Source organism: Nitrosomonas ureae (assembly GCF_001455205.1).
Lineage (GTDB): Bacteria > Pseudomonadota > Gammaproteobacteria > Burkholderiales > Nitrosomonadaceae > Nitrosomonas > Nitrosomonas ureae.
Genome location: NZ_CP013341.1, coordinates 1,554,128 through 1,574,943 on the forward strand (window position 1 = coordinate 1,554,128; position 20,816 = coordinate 1,574,943).

At 43.8% G+C, this 20,816-nt stretch carries 18 protein-coding genes and 3 riboswitches; of the genes, 10 read left to right on the top strand and 8 right to left on the bottom strand.

Going from position 1 to position 20,816, the window contains the following annotated elements; genetic code table 11:
• Positions 1 to 18 precede the first annotated feature (18 nt).
• A complete protein-coding gene (locus ATY38_RS07125; protein WP_062558699.1) occupies positions 19 to 636 on the bottom strand; it encodes a glutathione S-transferase family protein in 618 nt (205 codons plus the stop codon).
• A gap of 315 nt (positions 637 to 951) precedes the next feature.
• Between ATY38_RS07125 and ATY38_RS07130 the strand changes: the two genes are divergently transcribed.
• Positions 952 to 2,496, top strand: a complete 1,545-nt coding sequence (locus ATY38_RS07130) for an HNH endonuclease (protein ID WP_062558700.1) — start codon at positions 952 to 954, stop codon at positions 2,494 to 2,496.
• Between the two features lie 154 nt (positions 2,497 to 2,650).
• On the opposite strand, the gene ATY38_RS07135 is transcribed toward ATY38_RS07130, so the two are convergent.
• Positions 2,651 to 3,352, bottom strand: a complete 702-nt coding sequence (locus tag ATY38_RS07135) for a hypothetical protein (protein ID WP_062558701.1) — start codon at positions 3,350 to 3,352, stop codon at positions 2,651 to 2,653.
• Between the two features lie 81 nt (positions 3,353 to 3,433).
• Positions 3,434 to 3,856, bottom strand: a complete 423-nt coding sequence (locus tag ATY38_RS16460; protein WP_235590419.1) for a hypothetical protein — start codon at positions 3,854 to 3,856, stop codon at positions 3,434 to 3,436.
• A gap of 43 nt (positions 3,857 to 3,899) precedes the next feature.
• Between ATY38_RS16460 and ATY38_RS16465 the strand changes: the two genes are divergently transcribed.
• Positions 3,900 to 4,052 (top strand): hypothetical protein, encoded by a 153-nt coding sequence (locus tag ATY38_RS16465; protein WP_235590420.1) that lies wholly within the window; start codon positions 3,900 to 3,902, stop codon positions 4,050 to 4,052.
• A gap of 195 nt (positions 4,053 to 4,247) precedes the next feature.
• On the opposite strand, the gene ATY38_RS07145 is transcribed toward ATY38_RS16465, so the two are convergent.
• From ATY38_RS07145 to pgeF, 4 genes are all read right to left on the bottom strand, one after another.
• On the bottom strand, positions 4,248 to 5,507 hold the full coding sequence (locus tag ATY38_RS07145) for an L-lactate MFS transporter (RefSeq protein ID WP_062558703.1): 1,260 nt from the start codon (positions 5,505 to 5,507) through the stop codon (positions 4,248 to 4,250).
• 164 nt (positions 5,508 to 5,671) lie between these two features.
• Positions 5,672 to 6,088, bottom strand: coding sequence for a DUF4019 domain-containing protein (locus ATY38_RS07150; protein ID WP_062558704.1), 417 nt, complete (start codon positions 6,086 to 6,088; stop codon positions 5,672 to 5,674).
• A 55-nt stretch (positions 6,089 to 6,143) separates the two neighbouring features.
• Positions 6,144 to 6,944: a ZIP family metal transporter gene (locus ATY38_RS07155; protein ID WP_062558705.1), complete on the bottom strand. Its 801-nt coding sequence runs from the start codon at positions 6,942 to 6,944 to the stop codon at positions 6,144 to 6,146.
• 65 nt (positions 6,945 to 7,009) lie between these two features.
• Positions 7,010 to 7,756 (bottom strand): peptidoglycan editing factor PgeF, encoded by a 747-nt coding sequence (gene pgeF, locus ATY38_RS07160; protein WP_062558706.1) that lies wholly within the window; start codon positions 7,754 to 7,756, stop codon positions 7,010 to 7,012.
• 243 nt (positions 7,757 to 7,999) lie between these two features.
• On the opposite strand from pgeF, the gene ATY38_RS07165 reads away from it, so the two are divergent.
• The 8 genes from ATY38_RS07165 to ATY38_RS07200 all read left to right on the top strand — a co-directional run bounded on the left by ATY38_RS07165 (position 8,000) and on the right by ATY38_RS07200 (position 17,987).
• Complete coding sequence (locus ATY38_RS07165; RefSeq protein ID WP_062558707.1) at positions 8,000 to 9,157, top strand: ankyrin repeat domain-containing protein; 1,158 nt, start codon at positions 8,000 to 8,002, stop codon at positions 9,155 to 9,157.
• Positions 9,158 to 9,192: 35 nt separating this feature from the next.
• On the top strand, positions 9,193 to 9,933 hold the full coding sequence (locus tag ATY38_RS07170) for a glycerophosphodiester phosphodiesterase (protein ID WP_062558708.1): 741 nt from the start codon (positions 9,193 to 9,195) through the stop codon (positions 9,931 to 9,933).
• Positions 9,930 to 11,519, top strand: a complete 1,590-nt coding sequence (locus tag ATY38_RS07175) for a glycerol-3-phosphate dehydrogenase/oxidase (protein ID WP_062558709.1) — start codon at positions 9,930 to 9,932, stop codon at positions 11,517 to 11,519. Before ATY38_RS07170 ends, ATY38_RS07175 begins: the two co-directional genes overlap by 4 nt.
• Positions 11,492 to 12,913, top strand: a complete 1,422-nt coding sequence (locus ATY38_RS07180) for an FGGY family carbohydrate kinase (protein ID WP_235590421.1) — start codon at positions 11,492 to 11,494, stop codon at positions 12,911 to 12,913. Before ATY38_RS07175 ends, ATY38_RS07180 begins: the two co-directional genes overlap by 28 nt.
• Positions 12,914 to 13,095: 182 nt before the next feature.
• Entirely contained in the window at positions 13,096 to 13,686 is a 591-nt protein-coding gene (locus ATY38_RS07185; RefSeq protein WP_062558710.1) for a protoglobin domain-containing protein, read from the top strand.
• Between the two features lie 80 nt (positions 13,687 to 13,766).
• The gene (locus tag ATY38_RS07190; protein ID WP_062558711.1) at positions 13,767 to 14,492 is read left to right on the top strand and encodes a glycosyltransferase; all 726 of its coding nucleotides are present in this window, start codon (positions 13,767 to 13,769) and stop codon (positions 14,490 to 14,492) included.
• Positions 14,493 to 14,811: 319 nt separating this feature from the next.
• A riboswitch (cyclic di-GMP riboswitch) is annotated at positions 14,812 to 14,898 on the top strand.
• 107 nt (positions 14,899 to 15,005) lie between these two features.
• Positions 15,006 to 16,166, top strand: coding sequence for a hypothetical protein (locus tag ATY38_RS07195; RefSeq protein WP_062558712.1), 1,161 nt, complete (start codon positions 15,006 to 15,008; stop codon positions 16,164 to 16,166).
• A 219-nt stretch (positions 16,167 to 16,385) separates the two neighbouring features.
• Positions 16,386 to 16,472, top strand: a riboswitch (cyclic di-GMP riboswitch).
• A gap of 154 nt (positions 16,473 to 16,626) precedes the next feature.
• Positions 16,627 to 16,713: riboswitch (cyclic di-GMP riboswitch) on the top strand.
• A 107-nt stretch (positions 16,714 to 16,820) separates the two neighbouring features.
• Positions 16,821 to 17,987, top strand: coding sequence for a hypothetical protein (locus ATY38_RS07200; protein WP_062558713.1), 1,167 nt, complete (start codon positions 16,821 to 16,823; stop codon positions 17,985 to 17,987).
• 217 nt (positions 17,988 to 18,204) lie between these two features.
• On the opposite strand, the gene ATY38_RS07205 is transcribed toward ATY38_RS07200, so the two are convergent.
• Positions 18,205 to 20,646: a Lon protease family protein gene (locus ATY38_RS07205; protein ID WP_062558714.1), complete on the bottom strand. Its 2,442-nt coding sequence runs from the start codon at positions 20,644 to 20,646 to the stop codon at positions 18,205 to 18,207.
• Between the last annotated feature and the right edge of the window lie 170 nt (positions 20,647 to 20,816).

Sequence of the window (20,816 nt, forward strand, 5' to 3'; positions counted from 1 at the left end):
CAATTAATCAGCGTTTCCTTAGGTATAGGGAGCAATTCTCGCTTTCTTGCACGCCGATCTCGATAAAATAGCATCCAAATACCGCGCCACATGGTGATAGGGCGAAAAATCAAATTCGCCGCCCAGCGCAAAGGACAATACACCCGCCATATTGATATCTGCGACGGTAAATTTGCCGGCCACCAGGAAATCTTTACCGGCAAGATGGTTGTTCAATACCTCAAGCGGTTTCGTCAGTTTCTTTTCAGCCACCTGGATGATGTCCGGATTTCTAACTTTCGCATCGAAAACTTTCCGGTGCAGAATAAGATTCACACAGGCAGTTTCCATTTGAGTGAGAGCAAACAGACTCCATTTGTAGATTTGTGCTTCGTCTTCGAGCCGATCTACCCATAGCTTCCCAGCACCGTATTTTCTAGCCAGATAAAAATTAATCGCCACCGCTTCGGTCAGCACCAGATCGCCATCGACCAGCGTGGGCACCTGCGCCAGTGGATTCAGCTTTAAATACTCGGGCGCATTCTTCACTTTCTCGAATGGGTTTATCCGGACATACTGGAAATTCAGGCCAAGTTCCGCCAGTGTGAACAATACATATTTCGCCCGTGACCACTCAATGCCATATAAAGTAATCATAATTTTGCTTGAAGCTTCCTTAACGCTTGTAATTGCATCGCGAATCCATTATTGCATTTTAGCGAGTCTGTTATGGTGGGGGTTGATCCGCAGATTTAGCTATTAATTGCACGGGACGGCGATTGGGGGGTATGCTTCGCTGGTATGGATCTGATACCTTCTGATGATAAAACCTAAATTGGTGACGGTTTTATAAAAAATAAGAGGATAGAGTGAATGTTGCAGGATTGGATATTACTCTGAAGTTTTAGCTCAAGTTATTTTGGATGTTTGATTGTGATTATGAGTCGAGTTGCTCAAAAATAAGGATGTAAAATGCCCCAAAAATTATTCTTAGATGCTCTTATCGGAAGAGACGACTTTGAAGTTCAGGATCAAGCACACAATTCTCAAGGGCCACATAAGACAACTCTGAGTTATAGTGACTTTGAAATTCCTGGCTTCTTCTTCTCATCATTACGAAAACCTGATTTTCAGCGTGAAACAAATGAGTGGGATGTTGAGAAGGTAAAAGATCTTGTTGAAAGTTTTTTGGACGGTGATTTAGTGCCAGCGATAATTCTTTGGAAGTACGCTGATAGTTATACATTTGTGATAGATGGTGCCCATAGGATTAGTGCAATAGCTGCTTGGGTTAACGATGATTATGGTGATGGTAAAATTTCTAGAAAGTTTTTCGATAATGCCATACCAGAACAACAAATAGAAGCTGCAAAAAAAGCTCGTCAAATTATCAATCAAGAAATTGGTTCCTTCAAGGATTTTAAAGACGCATTATTTGAACCAGAAGTTGCTGCTGAGCATGTTAGAAAACGGCTTAAGAATTTCGGCACAAGAGCTTTGCAATTACAATGGGTAGATGGAGATTCAAAAAAAGCTGAAAGTAGTTTTTTCAAGATTAATCAGAAATCCACACCCATTAGTGATACGGAAATTGCCATATTAGAAGCTAGAAGAAAGCCAGCGGGTTTGTGTTCAAGGGCAATTTTGAGAGGTGGGCAAGGATACAAATACTGGAAGGTCTTCGAGCCAGAACTATCTAATAAGATTCAGAATGAAGCAGAAATAATTAACGATCTGATATTTAAGCCGCAGCTTTTAACTCCGATTAAGACTTTAGACTTACCTTTGGGTGGGAAAAACCACGCGAGCAATTCTTTATCGATGGTTTTCGAACTTGTTAAGTTGCTGGGAGCCAATAGTCATGATGAGGATAAAAATGGAGAAGAGACGCTTAAAGCGTTAGTTGAAATCAAGAAATCTTTGCAGCGAGTTAACGATAGTCACCAATCATCATTAGGCCTTCATCCAGCTGTATATATCTATAGCCAATCTGGTAACTTTAGAGTTAGCTGTTTTCACGCAATAATTGTTTTTTCGAAAGAATTATCAGAGTCAAGTAGGTTAAAAGTTTTTACAAAGCACAGGGTTGAGTTTGAAAATATAATTATCAAGTCAGATATTGTAATTCAACAAATTGTTAGGAAAGCAAGGCAAGCTAATAAAGCAGTGGTTCCCCTAGTTAGGTTTTTCCATGCGATTCTTGAAAAGCTGGCTTCCGCAACTAATGCAGATGATGTTCTTGTTGAATTAGGTAAATCTCATGAGTTTTCATATATAGACTTGGATGAGATTCACCAATCTGATACTGATTCAACTTCTTTTTCAAAATCAACAAAAAGTGCAGCATATATAGCGGAGGCTATTAATTCGGCTCCGAGATGCAAGATATGTGGTGGAATACTTCATCCAAAATCGATCTCTATCGACCACAAAATCCGAAAAGAAGATGGTGGAACAGGCAGTTTTGACAATGCTCAACTTTCGCACCCATATTGTAACAGCACTTATAAAAACTAACCCACGTAAGGCGGAAGCTGAAAGCGTTCCACCGAATGAAAGTGTTTTCCCTGGATAATCGGTTACTACTGGATTTGATTTGACGGATTATCCTTCGGGCATCCGTCTTACGAAGCCAAAAACAAGCTGCCCAAAAAATAAATGCATTCCACCTTCACCAGTTTGGATTCCGGCTCAGTTTGTAACTGATCTGGTACTCCGCGCCTTCCGCTTCGATGATGAGCGACGATTCCCGGCTGTTTTCGCCTTTCTTTGATGCGGAAATTATGGCGGTGAAGGGACCGTCGTCGTCTTCGCCGCTGTCCAGTTCGAACACGGTGATGTTGAGCCGGTCGTTGAACGCGGTATTTTTGGGGTAATAAGAGTTGAGCATCTGCGGTTCGTCGTCGTCGAAATCTTCGTCGGTAAAATCGAGGAAATTGGTGGCCATGTCATCGGCGGTTAGGGTGAGGCGGATTTCGTCCGCGCCGAGGCCGATTTGGTCTTCGATGCTGTGGATTTCCGGTTGATTCAGGTAGGAAATACTGTAGCGATAGCCCGCCAGGAATTCATAGTCCGTTATCTGGCTGCGTTCCAGTAACATGTAAACATCCTGGATGTCGGCGGCGCGGTCATGGCCGATCAGCGTGAGCGTGTCTTCGTTAGATACTTGCTCAAAAGGTGCCGGGGCGGCGATGCCTTCGAACAAACTGAGGTGGATTTTCCGGTTGAAATCGTTTTGGATGTAAAACTGCACGGGGTAAGGATTGCCGTTCAACAATTGCTCGGCCAGTGGCGCGCGGAACCAGCATTCGTCATTTTCGCCGTTTCTCTGACCCACCGACAAGCGCGGATCTTTGGGATCGTCGTTAGGCAATAAGCCGATGGCGAGGAAAGGGTGCTCGCCGGTATGCTTGATGAAGGAAAAAGCGATGTTGCCGGTGAATTGCTCTTCTCTTCACAAATAATGAAAAATACCAATTAATGATACGCCGCCGGATGCATAGATGAGCGGACTATCCCAGGTATGTGGAGAAAAAGCTTCGGCTAAAGTAATCAGAATTGGCATTACCAGTAGAGCAACCACGAGCTGAGTAGCATTGAAAAATTGGTGAAATGCCAATATTGCAATAACAGTTGATATCAATACGCAAGCGCTGCCGATATAGCTTCGAACATACCTTTGCTGGGTAAAAAGCGCATAAGTGGTATATTTTTTCTTGCCAAATTTTATGCCGACCGGTTCCGCAAGCCCATCGCCCACGCCATTGGCAATGATGATGATCATCACGAGCGGCAGCATCTCACGGCTTTCGAAATAAACCAGCAACGGGATTAATACCAAGTAACTGGCGATAAACTGGGTGTACAGCCAAGTCAAGGTGAATGGCCTATCTTCCGGCCGATCAAACGAGCAGAACATTATGGAAAGCACTCTAACTTTATTGCGCAAGGGCTCTATAAAGAATGTCAGGAAAATGAATACGCAGATTAAATCGATGAAAAATGTTGCCGGGCTGTATGTATATTCAATGGCCAGTGACAGCAAAGGCGGCAGAAAGAAAAATGCGAAATGATTTATTTTGCGTGTGTAGTTAACTTTGAAATTTCGATGGATAACGAGTAATCCGCACACATAATGAATAAGAAAAAGTAATGCGTAGAAGATTGCGTGGTGCAGCCAAAATTCGAAAGGAACAGTCATGTGCGGTTCGGCTATGGTTTCATCTGCTTAATACGATAAGGTTTTTCAGCACTACTTTTTAACCGGTTTATTGGCGCTTAACGGGATTCAATCCGAGCGCGGCAATAATTATCCCAAGCAGCGCTAACCCCGCCACTATGGGAAATGCATCCAAATAGCTACCGGTGATATCTTTGATATTACCCGATATCAGTGTTCCCAGAATTGCACCAGCGCCATAGGCTGTATACACTACTCCGTAATTCTGGGCATAGTACTGCTTTCCGAAGAAGATTCCGGTTGAAGTGGGCGCCAGCGCAAGCCATCCGCCCAGGCACATCCATAATATGCAGAATGCGACTACATACAGCATCGCGTTTTCTTGTCCGAAAAAAAACATCAATAGGGATGCTGCAAATATCAGGGTAAATGAGAGCATCGCGGTATTTTTCGGGCCCAGCTTATCGGTTATAGTGCCAAATATGGGTCGTCCCAAGCCATTAAATATCGCAAAAAGTGAAACAGCCAGCGCTGCCATGGTCGCATCCAGTTTGGCTACTTCCGTACCCACCGGGGATGCGATGCCAATCGCCATTAATCCGGCCAGACAACCGATGGTGTAGGTGGCCCATAACGCATAGAAGCTGGGAGTTTCTAGCATTTCTTGTCTGGATAAGTTTAAAGCTGGCAATATAGCCGTAGCGGTTGCTTCCGATTCCGCAGATGTCCATTTGGCCGCGGGAAAGCTCAATAACTGCGCCAGAAGCGTAATGATTACACCAAATGCTATCCCTGAATAAAGGAACGTGTTCATGATGCCTATATCCGGATTGTCGATCATCGCTTTCATCAGGGGTGCTGTGACTAGCGCTGATATACCAAATCCCATGACTGTTAAACCAATCGCTAATCCACTTTTCAGCGGAAACCATTTCGCGATCACCGCAATCGGGCAGCCGTAAACGATGCCGACCCCGGTACCGCCGATTACTCCATATAAAATCGTCAGGGTAAGGATATCCGGTGAGAAACTTGCAGCAATCCATCCTATTCCCACCAGCATGCCGCCAAGCATGGTGGTCTTTCTTGGCCCCCATTGTGCGATTAAATTGCCTGCCAGGGGCATCACGATTGCAAATACTGCCAGAAAAACCATAAACGGATAACCGCTTTGGCTGGACGTAATGTCCCATAAGCCTTCTAACGGTTTTCTGAAAACGCTGAACGCATAAATGGAACCTAAGCAAACATTGATCAATAATCCAACTAGAACGAGCAGCCATCTGCCTTTTTCTGCGGTCATGCCAAGTACTATCAATGATTGTTCCGCGGTTCTGTTTTTGTCCATCAGGCTGATTTTTAGTTATTCGATTTATTTAAAATACGCAAACCCACTGGATGAACGCAGATATACGATTAACCAATGAAATGGAAGAAGAGAAAAACTGTGCTCTAGGCGGTTTATGGATTACATGTTAAGCGTGCACTTTCCGTAGTTTTACACGAGATTGTTTATTTGATCGCATAGTCGCAAACTTGCCACGTTCCATCTGGTGCCTTGGCTAACGTGACTGTCTCCAGAATCAAGCCTTTTCCGGCAAATGTGGTGTAAAACTGTAAAACCACATAATCTCCGTCAGGAAATCCGGATAATGATTTTGTTGCACCCGCTGTTGCGATAAATCGGGTATTTATTGCGCCACGCGAAGATCTGAGCGTAGTCATTGATTTTATCCATGTGGCTTCAGGTGTTTTAGCTCTCAATAATGACGATGAGTTTTCCCAGCTTTCTTGGTATTGTTCGCGATCAACAAATCCTAGCCATGAGCGCGCACTACTCTCAACCTTTTCCAGGATATCGCTTTCATTGGCATGCACAACATGAGTAAATAGAAACAGCAGTAATATCGCGAATAATTGTTTTGTCATGAAAAAATCTCTAAAATTTTTGTACGTTATCATCATTTCATTGGTTAAGCTCGGTTTAAGTATGGGGAAAAATATTTCCTACCAGCCAGATGGAAGAAATTCCCAATAAAATAAGAATAACTTGTTGAACAGTAGCATGAATCTCAGGACGTTTATGTAAGCTGGGAATCAGATCCGACATCGCTACATAAATCATGCTCGCGGAAGCAATTCCTAACAAGGGCAGGATTAAAAAATCCATCTTATTCAGCATGAAATATGCAAGTACGCCTCCTACCAGAGTAGCAAGGCTGGACACTACATTCAGTAGAAATGCCATGCGGCGCGTATAGCCGGAATTCAACAGAATAATAAAATCTCCGGCTTCCTGAGGTATCTCGTGCGCAATAATCGCAATCGATGTCACGATGCCGAGTTGCACATCCACCATGAATGAAGCTGCGATCAGAATGCCGTCGACAAAATTATGGAAGGTATCCCCTACGATCACCATGATTCCACTGCGTCCATGATCATGCTCATGATGACTGTTCGGAGTTGCCGCAATGCTATGCAGCGGATCATGAGCTTCACAGTCTTCCAAATGACAATGGCGCCATAACACCAGCTTTTCCAGAATAAAAAAAACTAAGATGCCGAATAATACAAAGAGGGTTACCTGCGTTGGGTTGTCTGCATGCTCAAGGGCTTCTGGCAGAGTATTTAAAAAAGCGACGCCCAATAATGCACCAATGGCATAGGATATTAATACTGAAAGCCAGGATATTCGAGCGTTGAGCGCCAATATGGCCGCAATTATCAAACTTAATACACCGCCCAGCAAGCTGACAGCAATAATCCAGGTAAGCGTTGACATAACACGAATTAAAAAAGAAAGGCGGGATTATACGCTGTTGCATTGCAATAAACTTAAGGAAGAGTTTACTCAAACCAGATTAGAGCAGCCATGCGCCCGGTTTCGCTGTCTCGTCGATACGAAAAAAAACGTTCGGGATCACTGAAAGTACAGATCCCTCCACCATAAATGTGCGTAATGCCACTGTTTGCCAGGCGTTGCCGTGCCAATAAAAAAATATCCGCCAGCCATTTTCTTTCATGCCCATCGTTTTTTACTGCAAATGCTTGTTCCGCCTGTGCATCATGGTGGACAAAGGTTTCGTACACATCGGGTCCGACTTCAAAGTGATCCGGGCCAATTGCCGGCCCCAGCCACGCTATCAGCTGATCATGATCGATTTGCATAGCATGAATGGATTTCTCAATAATTCCTCCGGCCAGCCCGCGCCAGCCTGCATGTATGATACCGACGGTAGTACCCGCAGTATTACAGAGCAATACCGGCAGACAGTCGGCTACCATCACCGCGCAAACTGTTTTTTGTTTACGGCTGAAAACTGCATCTCCCTCGGGAATTTCCGTTGTCGCATGATCTATCGCGATCGGTATGGTCCCGTGCACCTGTTTCAACCACCTGGGTTCAGCGGGTAAGTAATGGCGTAGTAAAGTCCGATTTTGGGTTACATCAGCCAAATTATCGTTAACGTGTGTACCTAAATTCAGCGAAGAATAAACACCCTTTGCACCACGGCTCACACCACCTGTACGCGTTGTAAACAGTGCTTTTACATTACTGGGTGCAGGCCAATCAGGAATGATCCAATCATGCATAGTTGTCGAACATTACGTGTTATTCGGAAAAGCATCGAGATATACTATTTATAAATTTTACAGGCGTTTAATTGTAATCATCAGAATGCTTGCGCGCACATCGAATTAAACCTAAGAATAGATGTTTCTGAGTTAAAATATTGCCAATGAGGCCCAATCTATTTCAATGCATGTTGCATTGATCACTCAATCGCGTTAATAACCCCGATAGTTGATAATAACAAGTCTGATATAGGTGTAACAATGAATGCTATAAAAAAATCAATTAATACCATGTACAAATTTTTCGCACGCACAATCATATTTATTTTTTTAGTGACATCTTTTGCACATGCGGCAACCGAAGACGAAAGCGAATTTCTTAAAGCCGCATTTTCCGGAAATATAGAAACCATTAAGCAGTTATTGGAAAAAGGTGTCAATGTTAACTACCAAAATGAAATGGGATTTACCGCACTGATTGTCGCTTCCCAATTTGGACATACCGATATCGTCGATCAGTTGCTGGAAAAGAATGCTGATGTCACTATTAAAAACGCGGGTAATGTCACTGCATTAACCGTTGCCGCAAAAAATGGCTATGCTGACATTGTTAATAGGCTGCTAGCCAAAGGTGCGGATATTAATGCTCAAACCACCGACGGTATTACGCCGCTGATGCTGGCAATACAAAAAGGCCATGAAGCGATTGTCGATACACTGCTTGAAAAAGGTGCGGATGTTCAGCTGCAAACCCAGGAAAAACTTAACGCCTTGATCATTGCCGCCATGGAAGGCAAAAGCGCCATTGTCGATAAGCTTCTGGCCAAGGGAGCGAAAATTGATGCGCAGGCATCCGACAATACCACTGCGCTATACATGGCTGCAAGAAATGGACACACGGCGATCGTCGAAACCTTATTGGCAAAAAACGCCCCCGTTGACCTGGTAGCCGTCAACAATACTACACCGTTGTATGTTTCTGCACAGAATGGCCATCTTGATATTGTCAATGCCCTGCTGGAAAAGGGTGCCAAAGTTGACGTAAAGGACGAAAATGACGCAACACCTTTGATCCTGGCGTCATTAATGGGTCATGCTGAGGTAGTAAAGACGCTCATCAAACATGGCGCTGCGGTTCGCCATCAAGCCAATAATGGATTTACCCCGCTGATTCTGGCTGCACAAAACGGACACGTGCCGGTTGTGGAAATTTTATTGGATAGCGGCGCTGATATTAATCAGCAAAATGAAGATGGCATAACGGCATTGATGTGGGCGGGCTTGCATGATCATGCAGATGCGGTAAAAGTGTTGCTGAGCAGAGGGGCTGACGCAAAAATCAAAAGCAAAACCGGAAAGACTGCGGCTGAAATTGCTAAAGACCCAGTCATTATCGAGTTGTTGCAGACCGCTCAATAATCATGTAATGCTATTCATAACCACGATGCGCGAATATGAACTCGCTACCTGAAAAATGCAAGATATTCGCGCATCGCGGTGCAAATCGGGAAGCCATGGAAAATACCCGTGGTGCTTTCGACAAAGCACTACGATATGCTATTGACGGCATTGAAACCGATGTGCAGCTGAGCCGCGATGAAGTCGCGGTGCTGTGGCATGATCGTTTTCTTAATAAAATCGGACTGAACGATAAGAACATCGATGATTTCGATTATCAGCAATTACAAACGCTGATTAATCCGGATTCTGAGGATGAAGGCATTATGACTCTGCGGGATTTTCTGGTGACTTACCGCCAATGTTGCCATTTATTGATTGAAGTTAAAAATCGTGAGTGGGAATCATCCTCTCGTCATCAAACAAAAATGCGCCAAACGCTGGATTTGATTGGCAATGATCCTGATCAAAATATACTGGTTTCTTCCTTCAATCTTGCGAGTCTTGAGTATGCCCATTACCATCGGGCGGGGGCTCCATTGATTTATAACTTTGAAACCGACCAAACCATTACCGATGCACGTCGGTTACTCACTACCCATACTTTTCTGTATGGTTTTTGTCTGCCGATTTCAAGCACCGATCAAGCCATTGTCGATTTATTGCATGATCATCGCAAATGTGTCAGCGTATATACCTGCAACAGCGATGTTGAGATTAATAAGGCCTTGCAGCTGGGCGTTGATATTCTGATCAGCGATTTACCTAATAAAGCGCTGGCACTGCGCGATCAATGAAACGGGATTTTGCAGCATTATCCGCTCAATCTTTTGATCTTTTGATTTGCGGTGGCGGCATATATGGCGCCTGGACAGCCTATGATGCGGCGCTTCGCGGCCTGAAAGTGGCTATCGTCGAACAAAACGATTGGGCTAGCGCAACGTCTTCCGCGTCGACCAAATTGATTCATGGTGGTTTGCGCTACCTGGAAACATACGATTTCAAACTGGTCAGTAAATCCCTTAAAGAACGTACCATGCTGCTGCGTGCGGCACCGCATCGTGTATGGCCTTTGCACTTCGGTGTGCCGGTTTACGCACAGCAGCGTCTCAACCGATTGCAACTAAAATTGGGCTTGTCGTTGTATGATTATTTGGCTGGTGACGCCAATACATCCATGCATCATCGCTATTATGATGTGCAGCAATTCAGCACACATTTTCCCATGATTAGTGCGAACAATCTGAAAGGAGGATTCACTTACGCTGATGCACAAACGGACGACGTACGATTGACCCTGGAATTGATTGCAGGTGCACAGACTGCCGGTGCTTGCTGCGTAAATTATTGCCGGCTGGTTCAGGTGCTGGAAGTGGATGGCAAAGCTAATGGCGCATTCATTCAAGATCAACTCACCCAGAACAAACAAAGAATTGATGCTAAACAAATTGTTTTTACGACGGGTCAGTGGCTGACTAAAGAGACGCCAAGCAATGCATGGTGCCGTCTTGCCAAGGGCGTTCATCTGATCATGCCCGCTTTGTTGAGTACTGAAGCTTTGTTGCTGACCACCGAATCAGATGGTCGTGTATTTTTTATGATTCCTTGGTACGGCTTAACACTCCTTGGAACCACCGATACCGATTTCAAGGGCAATGTGGAACAGGTTTTGGCTGAAGACAGCGACATCGATTATCTGCTTGCCGCTGCCAATAGTTATTTGAAAACATCATGGACACGCAGCGATATCATCGGTAGCTTTGCCGGTTTGCGGGTTTTTAAGCAAAATGCATCGACAACCGCCTCCAGCTCACCTTCAATAATCAGCCGTGATTGGGAATTGAAATCTGCGTCTAATGGCGTACATTATGCTATTGGTGGAAAAATCACTTCGTCACGCCAGGATGCTGCACATATTGTCGATGCAGTATGCACACAACTGGGTATTTCACTACCTTGCGCTACTCAGGATCGTCCGTTTCCTTGGGCGCCGCAGGAAAATTTCACGGTTTGGTCTGCCCGTATATCTGAACGAGCGATGCAACTAGGTATTGATGCGGAGAGTGCGCAATGGCTATTGCGTCGCCATGGTGTGCGTGTCGTAGAAATTTTCCAGCGGATCGAAACGGAGCCTGATTTGGCGCAACGCATTATTCCAGCGTTACCCTTTATTCGTGCCGACCTGATGTATTGTGCCGAAACCGAGATGGTTATGCACCTGGATGATCTGCTGCGCCGCCGTTTGCCATTACTCATTCTGACAAAACTTACTGAAGATCAATTGCTGCATATTGCGCAGCGCGTAGCGGGTAATTTGAATTGGAGCAATACGCAGATTGCGCAGGAAATTACACGTTGCAAAAATTATCGGAGCATGCAGTGATAGTGGCGATCGCACTCGATTTAGGTACGACATCCATCAAAGCAGCTTTGATGGATCATCACGGAATGCTTCGGCACATTGTTACTCACCCGGCACCTGCTATCGACAGCTGCCATGGGCGATACGAAAGCCATGCACTGCAGTATGCTGTCGTTGCTGAACAGGTTCTCAAAGAATGCCTTGCTCAAACCCAAACTCAGAATAATCCACCGTTGGGATTGTGCAGTCAACGTTCGTCTTTTTTACTCTGGGATAAAACCTCCGGTAAACCGGTAACGCCATTAATTTCCTGGCAAGATGATCGTGGCGCAAGTTGTTGCGATCGTCTGCGGATGCCCTCAAATACTATTCACAAACTTACCGGCTTACGTTTAACGCCTTATTACCTGGGGCCTAAGTTGAGTGTACTGTTGCAGGAAAACCCGCCATGGCGGCAGAAGCTTATTCAAGGTGAATGGCTGGTTGGTACCCTGGATACGTTTTTGATTTGGCGCTGGACAGGCAAGCGGCACTTTATCACCGATGCATCAATGGCCGCGCGCACGCTGCTGATGGATATTCATCAGCAGCAGTGGTCAGACACTTTATGTGACTTTTTCGATGTTCCTCGTTCGATTTTGCCGCAAATCCGACCTTCAACAGAATTGAATCTTACTTTAGATAATGGATTAATCTTACAAGCTAGCGTCGGCGATCAATCGGCGGCGTTGATTGCCAGTTTGGCAAATAATCAGAGCGAAGCTTTGGTCAATCTGGGTACGGGTGGCTTTGTGATTCGTTCGTTTGCCAAGAGAGAAGTGGCGTCTAGTGGATATTTACAAACATTGGTTTATCAAAACAGAAACCGGCAAGTGCAATTTGCTATCGAAGGGACGCTTAATTCCATCGCCTCAGCGCTTGCGCCTTACCCGGTCAATGAATGTTGCATCGAAGATCTGGCGTGCAACGATATTTTCTGCTTGGCAGAACCTAGTGGCCTGGGTGCGCCTTACTTTCGCAACGATTGGGGCATTCATTTTTCTCAGCCCCTCACAGGGTTTACCCCACGACAAGTTGCTTTACTGTTGCTCGAAGCGATTATTTTCCGGGTTGCGCGTATCCTGGAAGAGTTTCACCAGCACGCACCGTTAAATCAGGTTTATTTATCCGGCGGTTTATCCGAGTTACCCTGCTTGCAATATGGCATTGCACAATGTGTTATTTTTCCGGTTTATCACTTGCAGCAAAAGGAAGCCAGTCTGCAAGGTACTGCCGCATTGGTCTGTGGAGTTAAAGCAATCTATCATCGGGAGATGCAAAAAATAGAAAATAAGCAAACAGGCACTGTACTCATGAAAAAGTATCGGCGTTGGAAAGAATGGCTGGATGCTTTATTAAGTCCCCCTCACGGTTAGTTTTAAAAAGTCTACCCGAATGAATAATCAATCCTGTAAAATCGCGCATCGCGAGTGGCACTTCTGTGCATGATCAGATTTTTATAATTTATTGTCTCCATTTATAGAGGCATGATATCAATTACATAGCGTAAATATGGATTGAGTCATGCTTATTGTTTAACCTTTCAAAAGGAAGCCTTATGACAACCAATATACCCGGATATACCTATGGCAGCACTTCGCTGCAAAAATCTCCCGTATCCATAGATGATTTTGCCAAACTTAAACAAGCCAGTCTGTTTGGCGATGATGATGTACGTTACCTGAAAATGTCGCACGATGTGCTGAAAGATCAAGTCGAACAAATCCTGGATGTATGGTACGGCTTTGTCGGCTCAACCCCTTTTCTATTGCACTATTTCACTAATGCAGCTGATGGTCAACCTAATATGGATTACCTGGGTGGTGTGCGTAAACGTTTTGGACAATGGATTCTTGATACTGCCAACGCCGAGTACAATCAAGACTGGCTCAATTATCAATATGAAATCGGATTGCGTCATCACAGCTCAAAGAAAAATACTACCGATAATGTAAAATCCGTACCTATCATTCATATCCATTATATCTTTGCGTTGTTGATCCCGATTACCACTACACTGCGTCCGTTTTTGGAAAAAGGTGGCCATTCCCGTGACGACGTGGATCGCATGCAAGACGCATGGCGTAAATCGGTGCTGATGCAAGTGATTCTGTGGTCACAACCTTATATTAAGTCAGGCGAGTTCTAAGTCTGTAAGGGAGAGTGTTGTCCTCGCTCTCCCTATCAGTACTACTCTTGTTTATTGCTCAAAAATAATTTTGTTGGCACATGCACCTATCCGTTATCGTTCCCGCTTTTAACGAAGAGCAGCTGATTCTGGATTGTTTGAACTCCATCCAGGAATCTGTCAGCGCAAACTCAAAACCCGGTTTCACTTATGAGATTATCGTTGTCGACAACAATTCAACCGACAAAACCGCGCAACTTGCTACACAAGCCGGAGCGATAGTGGTATTTGAACCGATCAATCAAATCGGGCGCGCGCGTAATGCCGGCGCGGCAGTCGCCACAGGAGATTGGTTGCTGTTTGTCGATGCCGATAGTTTATTGAATGTCAATATGGTTGCCGATATTTTGCAAATGATTGAAAGCAGAAAATACGTCGGTTGCGGTAGTGTCATGCACATGCCCAATTTACCGTGGTGGGGCAATGCTGCGATGCAGCTTTGGACCGTGCTATCGATTACCTTCCGTTGGGCATCCGGGGCGCTAGTCGTATGTCGCACTGACGCATTCCGCGATGTCGGTGGATTTAACCAGGAATTATTCGCTGCTGATGAAATCGATTTAAGTCAATTGTTGAAAAAATGGGGACACAAACGCGGTCTGAAATTCACCATTCTGACTCGTCATCCGCTGATCACATCACCGCGCAAAGTGCAACTGTACACCGGGCGAGAAATTGCCATGCAATTCTTTAGCGTATTATTCAGTCCTCGCAAGGCTCTGCAGAACAAGAAGAAGCTTCCGATTTGGTACGATGGGAGGCGTTGATCCCAGATTAAAAATTAGCATGAAATGTAGACTGCATAATTAATGCTCAACTAATGCCCACCTCCAATCTCAGTTTGTAAAATAAAGAAAAGCTATTTCTTACTATTTTGTCGGGATGTGACAAAAAATGTCATATTTTTTGATCAAAAATAGGAAAAGTAGCATTCCATGTAAATAATATCCTGGCACTGCATAAAGCTTTTACTTTTTTAATTTTCTTTTTATAGCAATATTTGTACAGCATTCTTAGCTTTTAAGAATGTAATGCGCATCGTAAAGAATTAAATTGTGGCACAGTTTGTGCTTAGTTAGTTCTGTAACTTGAAAAAGGCAAACTTTGCGAAAGCAGAGGGCGCAAAGTCACTGATCTAAAGGGAAATCTCCCAATGATAGCAGGACTGCCAGGTAACGCCACTTGTTTCACTCACGTACTTACTAGATAGGTCACGGGTAATAAAACTTCAGAGCGTATCCATGCAGTTCCTTTCTTGAAACTCTAAGGAGGAATTACTTATGAAAACCAATAATCAATTACTGATTATTAATTCGAAAACACTAACTATCGGCACGAGCATTAGGCCAGCACATATTTTAGTAGCCGCACTATTATTTATTGTCAGTATGATTTTAGTACCCTTGAACGTAGTAGCGGCAACAGCGGATCCTACGGCCGTTAAATGGCATCCGGGGCACTATTACATAATAAAGGGTTCCAGCAAAAATAATGCAACCTACTTGTCACAAGTATATAGCGAGCTTGATGCAACACCGGCATTGAATGGAATGATGATTCGTTATTTCTGGAATGATCTGGAAAAAGCAAAAGGTGTGTATGATTTTTCATCCATCGATAAACGTCTCGCTGAATTATCCACCAGAGGAAAGCGTCTTGTTATTCAGGTGCAAACAAAATCATTCAATAAAAGACAAGTTGTGCCAACTTATATGAAGACAGCTGAATATGAAGGTGGGGAATTTTACACTACGGATTATGGCAGTACAGAAATAAGAGGGCGTAATATCAAATTGTGGAATCTCAAAGTGCGGACTCGCTTGGTTGCTTTATTCAAGGCAATGGGAGAGCGTTACAACTCACATCCTAATTTTGAGGGTATCAGCATGATAGAAACTGCTTTTGGACAGCCTATCGAACCGCTCACAAATGCTCAGATTGCTGGATTTTATAATAATAAGATCATTGTGCAGCAGAAAATGCGTCAATTTTTTCCCAATACGATGACGATTCAGGAAGTTAATTATCCACGCCCAATTCTCGCGTCATTCGTGGGTAGCCTCAAAGATATCGGAACTGCATTGAGTAGTCCGGATCTTTTTATCGAAGAAAAAGGCTTGAATTTTGAAGGAACAAAATATGATCCACATAAGGGAGTTTACAATTACTATGAGGATTTCTCCGGCTTGATACCTATGGTTCCTACGGTTATGCCAAAGAATTATAAAAATACGAAGGGTGATGGAAGCGGTTATGTGCCAACTGTTTCTCAGATTCTGGCTTTTGCGCGCGATAAATTGAATGCTAACTATATCTTTTGGACACGGGAAGCACATTACCTTCAGGTACTGGAGGTATTAAATCAAAGTGCGCAAAAGACGACTGATGCAGGTGGATTGAATCCTGTTTGCCCTGCTTCTTATTCATCTTGTGTGAAATAGCGATGATATTCCCGATAAACTGACGGGATGAAGTCTTGTGTTTTTAATGTGCTAGAGCGTTACAGCGTAGATAGGAAGTATTAGCTGAAATTACTAAATTTCTTATATATGAATAATGTATTTTGTGTTTTAAACAAGTGTTTCTCAAATATGGAGACCTATCTACAGCTGCAGCAATAGCAATAGCAATAGCAATAGCAATAGCAATTGAGAATTGAAAGATGAAAAAGGCAAACCCTGCGAAAGCAGGGGACGCAAAGTCACTGATCTAAAGGGTAAACACCCCATGATGGCAGGACCGCCAGATACCGCAGCTCGTTTTAATCACGCATGTGAATAAAACGAATCGAGCCATACCACTTCGATGCGTATCCACGCAGTTCCTGCCTTTTAACTAAACTAAAAGGAGGAATCAAATGAACATAATCCTACGGTAGCGATAACCGCACCCAAAGTCGCAATATGAAAAAGGCAAACTCTGCGAAAGCGGGGGACGCAAAGTCACTGATCTAAAGGGCAAATGCCCCAGGATGGCAGGACTGCCAGGTAACGCCACTCGTTTTACTCATGTATGAGGACGGACGAGTCTCGAGTAATAAGACTTCAGAGCGTATCCATGCAGTTCCTACCTTAAACTTTAAGGAGGAATTACTTATGAAAACCAATGATCAATTATTGGTTATCAATTCGATAACACCAAACACCAGTATAAGAGTTAAACCGGCACGTATTCTAGTCGCTTCATTACTGCTTATTATCAGTATGGTTTTAGCTCCATTGAATGTATCAGCTGCAACAACAGACCCTGCTGCGGTCAAATGGCATCCGGGTCATTATTATACAATCATGAGTTGGGGCAATAACAATTCTGCATATCTATCTCAGGTATATAGTGAAATCAAAGCAACCCCAGCATTACGTGGAATACAAATGCGTTATCTATGGGCAGAGCTTGAGAAATCAAAAGGTGTATATGATTTCTCATCTATTGATAAGCGCCTCGCTGAACTGACTGCCAGGGATAAACGTCTGGTCATTCAGGTACAAACGAAATCATTTGATCCGAATTGGAAACTCGTGCCTGACTATGTGAAAGGTGTTGCATACGAGGGTGGGCAATTTCCTTTTTCGGATTATGGCTCAACCACTATTAGGGGGTATAACATTAAGCTGTGGAATCCTCAAGTGCGTGATCGTTTGATTGCCTTATTTAAGGCATTGGGAGAGCGCTATAATTCGCATCCTTACTTTGAAGGTATTGGTATGATAGAAAGTGCTATGGGTCAGCCCCTTGAGCCCATATTAAGCGTCCAAGCCGATGAATTTTATGTGAATATGATTCAAGTGAATCAGAAAATGCGCTTGTTCTTTCCCAATACAATGACGATTCAGGAAGTCAATTATCCACGCCCAATTCTTAATTCACTAGTAACCCAACTCAGGGATATGGGAGCAACGCTAAGTGGTCCGGATACTTTCCAGGATGAAAATGGATTGAGTTTTAAAGCTACACAATACGATCCCAACCAAGGAGTTTATAATTATTATTCGGATTTTTCTGGCATGATGGCTATGGCCCCAACGGTTATGCGGAAAAATTATGAGAATACGAGAAATGATGGAACAGGTTATGTGCCTACTGTTTCCGAAATTCTTGTTTTTGCCCGCGATACCTTGCATGCAAACTACATTTTTTGGTCACGGGTTCCGGAATATAAAGATCAGGTGTTGGAGGTATTAAATTGGAGTGAGCAAAGAAACGATCCTGTTGGAGGACTAAACTCTACTTGCCCCACAGTTTATTCATCGTGCGCTGATTAATAGTTTTTCTGATAAGTTCACGAGTTCGCCTATACTATAAAAGCATAGGCGAACTTTCTTCCAGTACTTCCACGCTTTTCCTGAAGATTTATCAGTTTGAACCAAACTAGGTGTGCAATTCTCTTTTTGTAGTGTCGTATATCATTACCTATACTTGGTTAATTTTAAGATTGATGAGATAAAGATATATTGAATAGAAGAATTGGATTGCTTACTATCATTTACCCGATCGTGTCGGTAATCGTCGATGTTCGTTTCTAGGATGTTGTAACAATTGACAAGCACGACGGAAGGTAAGCAGTGTTTTTTGTGCGTAACCTAAAACTGTATCGGAAGAATAATCATTTGGTGGACTATCTGTGCTAATCCCTGTGGGAAGTCCGGTTAACAACGCCAATCCCTCGATAACATGCTGCATCGTATAAATTGCAAATAAACCCTGCCTGACGGCTTCAATAACTGAGTGATTCAACATTAAATGCGACCGGTTCTGATAAGGAATCAATACGCCTTGCTCACCGGTTAAACCTACTTTCTCGCACAGTCTGAAATAACCCTCAATCTTGTCATTAATGCCTCCTACCGGCAAGATTTCACCGTATTGATTCAAAGCACCTGTTACCGCAATACTTTGTTTTAACGGCACCCCTGATAACGACGACAACAGTGCGTAGAATTCCGCGCAAGACGCAGAGTCTCCTTCGATGTTGGTATATTCCTGCTCAAATACAATCGATGCGCTTAGTGCGAGTGGCGCAATATGGGCAAACAATCCGGTCAGATAGTTTTGCAGTATCAACATGCCTTTATCATGAATTGGACCAGACATATCTACTTCCCGGGCAATATTGACCACCCCATCCTCTCCCGCGAATGCGCGCGCGGTAATACGCACAGGGGTGCCAAAACTGTGATCGCCCAAATCAATCTGCGTCAGTGCATTAAGTTGACCTACTTCTATTCCATGCACTGCTATAGCGATTTCACCCTCAAGAATAGTTTCTTGCAGACGCAAGTCAGGATAATTATGGCGTATTAAACGTGCCTGCAACGCTGCTGAAATGTCTGCCACTTCCACCCTGTGACCGTTACGTGAATTGCAAAATGCGGCACTTTCCAGCAACAGCATTTCGGTGTTGGCGAAGATAGCGCTCTGCCGTTTTTGATCCTCCACCTCCCGATGCGATTCTTCCAGCAAGCGCGCAACCGCAGTCGCTGTGAAATGCGGCAGTTGTGCCGCAGCGCAGGCATTTGCCACAAGTACCGCTGATGCTTGATAAGTTTTCGTGCTGGCGATAAAGCTTGCAGCGAAATCAACTTTAATCCGGAAATGCCGCATGAATTCTGGATCGATTTCCTGCAAATCATAATATGCGCTTTGCGATCCGATCAAAATAATTTTGACGTTTACTTCGACCGCTTCGGGTTCCAGAGACATAGGTGCACTGGAAGTCAATAATGAACCGGGCTCTTCGATTTGCAACCGCTTGCTGCGCAAAAATCGCCGCAGTTTTATCCATAAAGAATCATCGGTTAATAAATCATCCAGGTGCAGCATAAGAAACCCACCATGCGCTTTTAGCAAGCTACCGGCGCGAATGCGCAGGAAATCGGTCTTCAGCTTGCTATTTTCGAATTGATAATCGATGCTACCGAACAATGAAGATATGGAAGGATTATCCTCGATAAAAACCGGTGCGCCTTGTACATCCGCGTTGTCCACCACCAGATTGATCTGATAACGGGAGAAAATTCGATTTAATTCCGTCTGCTGCTTTTCTTCCTCGAGATTATTTGTCTGAAACGCTATCAAATTATCGAGAATATCCAGTTCTATCTGCGAAAAAAAAGTCTTCAACTGGTCATTGTGCTTTAATTCTTGCTGCAATCCTTTCCAGATGTTCTCCAATGCAAGATTCAGCATAGGTTGAACAAGACGCCTTTGCAGTAAAGTCAATGCATGGTCCCTTTCTTTCTCTATGCGTTTGAATTCGCCAAAATACTGTTCGATCGCTTCACGCAATGCCTGCTCGGCTTGCTCTATTTCAACCTTGCGTATCTTGGGCAACTTCAATAAATTTTCTGCCGTAAGAATTTCATTTTTTTCATTCAACAAGGTAAAAACAATCTGCTCGTTTTCCCGATGTATAGTGAAATGCAGAGATTCGGCAAACTTATCCAGTTCGATGTAAGCCTGATCAGCTGCGATTTTAAAGTTTTTTTCAATGTGATTACTGTTAAGCTTGAAATCTTGCCCATTTAAACATTGGTTTATTTCAGTCGGTAGCGATTTCGCAAATTGTAACAGTGACTGACGCAACATTCGTCCTTGCCCGGCTGGTAAGTACAAGGCCAAAGGCTTCTCTGGGGAAATGAAATCGTACAAATAGCACAAATCCGGTGACGGAGGCCTCGCGGCTGCTGTATTAGTCATAGCTTGATGCAGTAGGGTAGTGCGTCCTGATCCCGCTTCTCCTAGGACAAACAAATGATAATCCGGCTGCATCATACCTAAACCAAAGCGTGCAGCTACTTCCGCCCTTTCCTGGCCAATCCAGGATAACGGGCGCTGCAATAATTCCGATGTATCGGAAAATCCCAGTGAATCCGGATTGATAGTAATACGTAATTGAGATGAATCTAGAACGTTAGTCGACATGTTTGGATAATGATTGTAAGGCGAGAATATTTCGCGAATTACCCGTATTGTATCTATTTAATAGATTCTGAAAAATGTTTGTCAATTGCTATCGAGGCAGTCGCTACAAAAGGTGGAGTTAATACAGATAAGTTACGGCGATTAAATTTCAATATATTATTTGATTCCCG